6 protein-coding genes are annotated in these 6,437 nt (G+C 67.4%); 3 read left to right on the top strand and 3 right to left on the bottom strand.

Annotation, left to right across the window (positions count from 1 at the left end):
• Positions 1–104 precede the first annotated feature (104 nt).
• Positions 105–1,604 (top strand): glycerol kinase GlpK, encoded by a 1,500-nt coding sequence (gene glpK / locus ACM0PK_RS21425; RefSeq protein ID WP_049413243.1) that lies wholly within the window; start codon positions 105–107, stop codon positions 1,602–1,604.
• A 106-nt stretch (positions 1,605–1,710) separates the two neighbouring features.
• Here the strand turns inward: glpK and ACM0PK_RS21420 are convergent, their stop codons facing one another.
• The gene (locus tag ACM0PK_RS21420; protein WP_414607927.1) at positions 1,711–2,505 is read right to left on the bottom strand and encodes a MetQ/NlpA family ABC transporter substrate-binding protein; all 795 of its coding nucleotides are present in this window, start codon (positions 2,503–2,505) and stop codon (positions 1,711–1,713) included.
• Positions 2,506–2,531: 26 nt separating this feature from the next.
• Complete coding sequence (locus ACM0PK_RS21415; RefSeq protein ID WP_061479894.1) at positions 2,532–3,503, bottom strand: helix-turn-helix transcriptional regulator; 972 nt, start codon at positions 3,501–3,503, stop codon at positions 2,532–2,534.
• An 80-nt stretch (positions 3,504–3,583) separates the two neighbouring features.
• Between ACM0PK_RS21415 and ACM0PK_RS21410 the strand changes: the two genes are divergently transcribed.
• Both ACM0PK_RS21410 and ACM0PK_RS21405 read left to right on the top strand, forming a co-directional pair.
• Positions 3,584–4,186, top strand: coding sequence for a LolA-like protein (locus ACM0PK_RS21410; protein WP_180886235.1), 603 nt, complete (start codon positions 3,584–3,586; stop codon positions 4,184–4,186).
• Positions 4,187–4,292: 106 nt separating this feature from the next.
• Positions 4,293–5,069 carry a DUF481 domain-containing protein gene (locus ACM0PK_RS21405; protein WP_049413237.1) on the top strand — a complete coding sequence of 259 codons (777 nt, stop codon included), beginning with the start codon at positions 4,293–4,295 and terminating at the stop codon, positions 5,067–5,069.
• Between the two features lie 116 nt (positions 5,070–5,185).
• On the opposite strand, the gene hemC is transcribed toward ACM0PK_RS21405, so the two are convergent.
• Positions 5,186–6,097, bottom strand: coding sequence for a hydroxymethylbilane synthase (hemC, locus tag ACM0PK_RS21400; protein ID WP_414607926.1), 912 nt, complete (start codon positions 6,095–6,097; stop codon positions 5,186–5,188).
• Positions 6,098–6,437 lie beyond the last annotated feature (340 nt).

Genomic DNA, 6,437 nt, shown 5'->3' with positions numbered 1-6,437 from the left:
GCAGCCGAGCATGGCTCGGCTGCGTTGTGCAAATGCAGCCGAGCATGGCTCGGCTCTACAGAGAGAAAGGTAAGTTACCCTGACTGCTCTACCGGAGACGCTGCATGACGCCCCGCTACGTGCTGGCCATCGACCAGGGCACCACCAGTTCGCGCGCGATCCTGTTCGACCGTGCCGGCGACATCATCGGCAGCGCGCAGCGCGAGTTCGCGCAGATCTTCCCGCAACCCGGCTGGGTCGAGCATGACCCGCGCGAGATCCTTACCAGCGTCTATGCCACGCTGACCGAATTGCTCAGCCGCGGGCAGATCGACCCGCGTCATATCGCCGCACTGGGCATCACCAACCAGCGCGAAACCACCGTGGTCTGGGACCGTGCCACCGGCCAGCCGATCCACAACGCCATCGTCTGGCAATCGCGGCAGAGCCACGCCATCTGTGAACGCCTGAAGTCCGAAGGCCATGAAGCGCTGATCCGCGAGCGGACCGGCCTGCTGATCGATGCCTATTTCTCTGCGACCAAGGTGCGCTGGATCCTCGACCACGTGGAAGGTGCGCAGCAGCGCGCCGAACGTGGCGAGCTGCTGTTTGGCACCATCGACAGCTGGCTGGTGTGGAACCTCAGCGGCGGCCAGGCGCATGTGACCGACTACAGCAACGCGGCGCGCACGCTGTTGTTCAACATCCACACGCTGGATTGGGATGACGATCTGCTGGCCCTGCTCGACATCCCGCGCGCGATGCTGCCGCAGGTGCGCGACTCCAGTGCGGTGTACGCACACACCCGGCCGCAGTTCTTCTTCGACCACCCGATCCCGATCGCCGGCATCGCCGGTGACCAGCAGGCGGCACTGTTCGGCCAGGCCTGTTTCCAGCCGGGCATGGTCAAGAACACCTATGGCACCGGTTGCTTCATGTTGATGCATACCGGCGCGCAGGCGGTACGGTCGCGCAACGGCCTGCTGACCACCATTGCCTGGGGCCTGGACGGGCGCGTGGAGTATGCGCTGGAAGGGTCGATCTTCATCGCCGGCTCGGTGGTGCAGTGGCTGCGCGACGGACTGCGCATGATCGAACGCGCCAGCGACAGCCAGGCACTGGCCGCGCAGGTGCCCGACAGTGGTGGCGCCTACTTGGTGCCGGCGTTTGTCGGCCTGGGTGCGCCCTATTGGCGCAGCGATGTGCGCGGTGCGATGTTTGGCTTGACCCGTGGCACGCGCAAGGCGCACTTCGTGCGCGCCGCGCTGGAAGCGATGGCCTACCAGACCCGCGATGTGCTCGATGCCATGCAGTCCGATGCCGGTATCGCGCTGACCGAACTGCGCGCCGATGGCGGTGCGATCGGCAACGACTTCCTGGCCAGCTTCCAGGCAGACATCCTCGGTGTGCCGCTGCTGCGGCCGCGGTTGACCGAAACCACCGCGCTCGGTGCGGCCTATCTGGCCGGCCTGGCCGTCGGGTTCTGGTCCAGCCGCGAACAGATCGCTGCACAGTGGGGCCTGGACCGGCGCTTCGAGCCACAGATGGAGGTGTCGCGGCGCGAGAAGCTGTATGCGGGATGGCAGCAGGCAGTTGCCGCCACCCTCGCCTTCCACGTCGACTGAAGGTCGTGCCGGCCGCTGGCGGGCAACCCCCTGATCTTTGGCGGCGTTTGCAGATTGCCGGCCAGCGGCCGGCACTACCGCATGGCCAGAACGTCCGTAGCGCCGGTCAGAACGCCGGCAGCACCGCGCCCTTGTACTTGGTCTCGATAAAGGCCTTCACCTGCGGGCTGGTCAGGGCCTTGGCCAGCTTCTGCACACGGGCGTCGTCCTTGTTGTCCGGGCGCGCGACCAGGAAGTTCACGTACGGCGAATCCTTGCTCTCGATCGCCAGCGCATCCTTGGTCGGGTTGAGGCCGGCGTCCAGCGCATAGTTGGTGTTGATCAGGGCCAGATCGACCTGGTCCAGCACGCGCGGCAGCATCGCCGAGTCCAGCTCGCGGAACTTCAGGTTCTTCGGGTTGGCGGTGATGTCACCCTGGGTCGACAGCGCGTTGGCCGGGTCCTTCAGTTCGATCACGCCGGCCTTGTGCAGCAGGATCAGCGCGCGGCTGTTGTTGCTCGGATCGTTCGGGATCACCACGTCGGCACCGTCGCGCAGCTCGGCCAGCGACTTGACCTTGCGCGAGTACGCACCGAACGGCTCGATGTGCACGCCGATCACCTTCACCAGGTCGGTCTTGCGGTCGCGGTTGTAGGCATCCAGGTACGGCTCGGTCTGGAAGTAGTTGGCGTCCACCTGCTTCTGCACCAGCTGGTCGTTGGGCTGCACGTAGTCGTTGAATACGCGCACGTCCAGGTCCACGCCTTCCTGCTTGAGGATCGGCTTGACCACCTCGAGGATCTCGGCATGCGGCACGGCCGTGGCGGCCACCACCAGCTTCTGCGAGGGCTCGCCGGACTTGCCGCAGGCGGTCAGGGCCAGCGCAGCGGCGAGCAGGGACAGCAACAGGGTCTTCTTCATGGGGGACGGGGTTCTCGGGGGGGGTGTCAGGATTTTTCGTAGTTGCTCAGGGCCAGCTCAAGCAGCGCCTTGGCCTGCTCGCGCAGCATGATCGGCTCGATGATCTCGGCATCCGAACCATAGTGCAGCACGTCCATCAGCAACTCTCGCGAGACGCTGTACGGCACCTTCAGTTCGTAGCGGCCATCGGCCAGGAAACGACCCTGCTGCTTGGAATGCCAGTGCTCGTCGGCCACCCAGCGCGCAGCCTTGGCGCTGAACAGGATGGTCGCCCAGCCCTTCGGCGCACCCGAAAAAATGCCATAGCTGGCGCCGAGCTGCTCGTCCAGCTCGCTGTCGGCGACATCGCGGGCGGCATTGTCGATTACCCGTGCCTTGTGGATGCGGTCCACCGCGAAACTGCGCAGCGCCTCGCGGTCATGGTCCCAGGCATCCAGGTACCAGTTGTCGCGATAATGGGTCAGGCGCTGCGGCGAGACGGTGCGCTTGGTCGGCTCGTCGGTGGAGCGGGCGCGGTACTCGAACGCCAGCTGGCGGCGCTCCAGCACCGCCGAGGCCACGCTGCGGAAGCTGCCTTCGTCGAACTTGCGGCCACGGTGCGGAATCACCCGCACGCGGTCGACCGGCCAACTGGAAACACCGGCCTGGGCCGCCAGCAGGCTCTCGATGCGCTGCTGCAGCGGCGCCAGCACCGACGACAGCACGCCGCCGCCGGTACGCGCCAGCAGGTGCTGCGAGGCCAGCAGGGCATGCAGCTCCTCCGAGCTGAGCCACAGGCCGGGCAGCTCGAAGCGGTCGCTCTCGTCGGCCTGGTAGCGGAAGCCGGCCTCGCCGTCGCCCTCGATCGGTGCCATCAGCGCATCGCGCAGGAAGGCCAGGTCGCGATAGACGGTGGCACGGGAACAACCGAGCTTGTCCTGCAGGGTCGCCACCGTCACCGGATAGCGCGCGGACTTGAGCAGACGATGCAGGGCAGTGATGCGTTCGTATCGGTCCATACCCCCGATTATGTCCGAGTCGCGGGTCTTGTGTGGAACGTTTGGGCTATCGTGGTCGCCCCCACCCCATGGAATGCCCGATGCGCCGGTTGCCTGCCCTGTCCCTGCTGGCCTGCCTGCTGCTGGCCGCCTGCGATCGCGCGCCGGCGCCGGCGGGCACCGAGGCCCCGGTACCCGCCGCCGATCCGGCACAGGCGGTGCTGGGCGCCAGCCAGCGTTTCGCCGCCCTGCGCAGCTTCCACGCCGAACTGGAGGTGCTGGGCGCGCCGCAGCGGGTACGCAGCGCCATGGACTTCGTTGCACCCGACCGTTTCCGGGTGGAGACCCCGGCCGGGCCGCAGACCATCATCGGCGACACCCTGTTCCTGCAGGCCGACGGTGCGATCCGCCAGGTGCCGGCCCCGCCCGGCCTGCTCGAGCAGTGGCGCAACCCGCTGCCGGCCGACGCCCTGCCCGCCGACCTGAAGGCCGAAGACCTCGGCAGCCAGGCGCTGGACGGGGTCGAGACCCGTCACTACCGGCTGCGCGGCAGCCAGCCCGGCGAACGCCTGGAGTACTGGGTGGATGCCCAGGGCCTGCCACGCCAGATCGTGCGCAGCGGCAGCAGCAATGGCCGCAGCTTCCAGCTGCGCCTGCGCTATTCGCGCTTCAACGACCCCGCATTGCGTGTCGATCTGCCCTGAATAGGCGATCGCGGCAACGTTCGCTGAAGCACGCTTTGGATCGATTCGGACCGCCATCACGCTTCCAGTATCATCACCGGCTGTTAACCGTTCCGGAGAAGCCTCGATGTCCCTGCGCGTGTCCCTGCTGATCCCCCTGCTGCTGTGTGCGCCGCTCGCATACGCGCAGGATGCCTCCGAACTGGCGGCGATGTCCTCGCCGTGGAGTGGCAGCGGCGGCGAGCTCGGCTTTGCCTCGGCACGCGGCAACAGCAGCACCGAGAGCTTCAACGGCCGCCTGCGCCTGCGCTACACCGACGGCGACTGGGTGCACAGCATGGACCTGTTCGGCCTGCGCTCCAGCTCCAAGGTGACCGAGACCAACGACGACGGCACCACCACCCGCCGCAGCAACACCACCGCCAACCGCTACACCGGCAGTGCGGGCAGCGCGCTGCAGCTGGGCGAGCACCGCCAGCTGACCGCCACGGTGCGTACCGAGCGCGACGACTTCGCCACCTACGACCGCCAGAGCTCGTTCGGTCTGGGCTACGGCACCCGCCTGTGGAACACCGAGCGCTTCTCGTTCGACGCGCAGATCGGCCCCGGCGTGCGCCGTACGCACAGCACCGAGGATGACCGCACCCGTACCGGCATGATCGGCCGTGGCCTGTTCGACCTGAAGTACTCGCTGACCGACAACACCGACCTGGTGAACACGCTGCTGGTCGAGTCCGGTTCGTACAACACCTTCGGCCAGAACGACTTCGGTGTCTCGGTGAGCATGAACGAGCACCTGGCGCTGAAGGCCGGCTGGCAGGCGCGTTACAACAGCGACGTCGCTGTCGACAAGCGCAAGACCGATACGCTGACCACGATGAACGTGGTCTACAAGTTCAAATAAGAAACGGGCGCCAAGGCGCCCGTTCTTCATTTCGGTAGTGCCGGCCGCTGGCCGGCAACAGCGTTCAATCGGCGGCATGAGGTTGCCGGCCAGCGGCCGGCACTACCTGCGGTGCCTCAGACGTTCAGCAGTTCGCCAGCACCACCGTCCAGCAGCAGCTTCGCCACCCGCTGGCCCAGCGCTTCCGGATCACGGGCCGGGCCCACCGCTTCGGCACGCACGGCGCGGCCATCACTGGCGCTGCCGACCAGGCCCTGCAGGTGCAGGTCGTCGCCCTGCCACTGCGCGATCGCCGCCACCGGCACGTGGCAGCTGCCATGCAGCGCGCGGTTCATGGCCCGCTCGGCTTCCACGCAGGCGCGCGTGGCGGCGTCATCAAGCGTGGCGAACAGCGCCATCAGGCGCGTGTTGCCTCCGTCGCACTCTACCGCCACCGCGCCCTGCGCTGGCGCCGGCAGCCACTGCGGCGATTGCAGGCGCGCGACGATGCGCTCGCCCAGGCCCAGGCGCTCGAGGCCGGCCACCGCCAGCACGATGGCGTCGTAGCCACCGTTGTCGAGCTTGGCCAGGCGGGTGTTGACGTTGCCACGCAGGTCCAGCAGCTCCAGGTCCGGGCGCAGCGCGCGCAGCTGGGCCTGGCGGCGCAGCGACGAGGTGCCGACCCGCGCGCCGATCGGCAGCGCGTCCAGCGAGGCGTACAGGTTGGAGACGAAACCATCGGCCGGGTCGTGCCGGGTCAGCATCGCCGGCAGCGCGAAGGGCGCGTCCAGTTCCATCGGCACATCCTTCAGCGAGTGCACGGCGCAGTCGGCCTCACCCCGCAGCATGGCCAGCTCCAGTTCCTTCAGGAACAGGCCCTTGCCACCGATGGCGGCCAGCGAGCGGTCCAGCACCTCGTCACCGCGGGTGCTCATCGGCACCAGTTCCACGTGCAGGCCGGGGTGGGCCTGGCGCAGGCGGTCGGCGACGTGTTCGCTCTGCCAGAGGGCGAGCGGGCTCTTGCGGGTAGCGATGCGGACAGTTTCCATACGGTCATTATCGCGCCTTCGGCGCGGATACGGCCAACGGCGGAGCCCCTCGTGGCTGGTGCATCGGCTGGATCTATCGCGCTTGGCCGGGCGGGGTGGGTTCGCGGGGGACGCCGTGAATCCGTCCGTGGAGGCTTGGCCGCGGCATCCATGCCGCGGACACCCCCGCGAACCCATCCCGCCCGGCCTCTGACAGTTCCCGTGTGCGCCAGCCACGGAAGATCAAAAGAAAAAAGAAAAAAGAAAAAAGAAAAAGCAAAGGCAACAGCCGGCAGCTTCCGGGGTCAGATCCCTTTTCCGCAGGAAGAGGGGTCAGATCCCTTTTCCTGCGGAAAAGGGA

Origin of the sequence: Stenotrophomonas sp. FR010 (assembly GCF_047520755.2) — a bacterium.
GTDB lineage: Bacteria > Pseudomonadota > Gammaproteobacteria > Xanthomonadales > Xanthomonadaceae > Stenotrophomonas > Stenotrophomonas sepilia.
This window is presented reverse-complemented; position numbering and strand designations above follow the sequence as displayed.

Coding starts and splice junctions, on each gene's coding strand:
- glpK (WP_049413243.1), top strand. CDS start 105: ATGACGCCCCGCTACGTGCTGGCCATCGACCAGGGCACCACCAGTTCG.
- ACM0PK_RS21420 (WP_414607927.1), bottom strand. CDS start 2,505: ATGAAGAAGACCCTGTTGCTGTCCCTGCTCGCCGCTGCGCTGGCCCTG.
- ACM0PK_RS21415 (WP_061479894.1), bottom strand. CDS start 3,503: ATGGACCGATACGAACGCATCACTGCCCTGCATCGTCTGCTCAAGTCC.
- ACM0PK_RS21410 (WP_180886235.1), top strand. CDS start 3,584: ATGCGCCGGTTGCCTGCCCTGTCCCTGCTGGCCTGCCTGCTGCTGGCC.
- ACM0PK_RS21405 (WP_049413237.1), top strand. CDS start 4,293: ATGTCCCTGCGCGTGTCCCTGCTGATCCCCCTGCTGCTGTGTGCGCCG.
- hemC (WP_414607926.1), bottom strand. CDS start 6,097: ATGGAAACTGTCCGCATCGCTACCCGCAAGAGCCCGCTCGCCCTCTGG.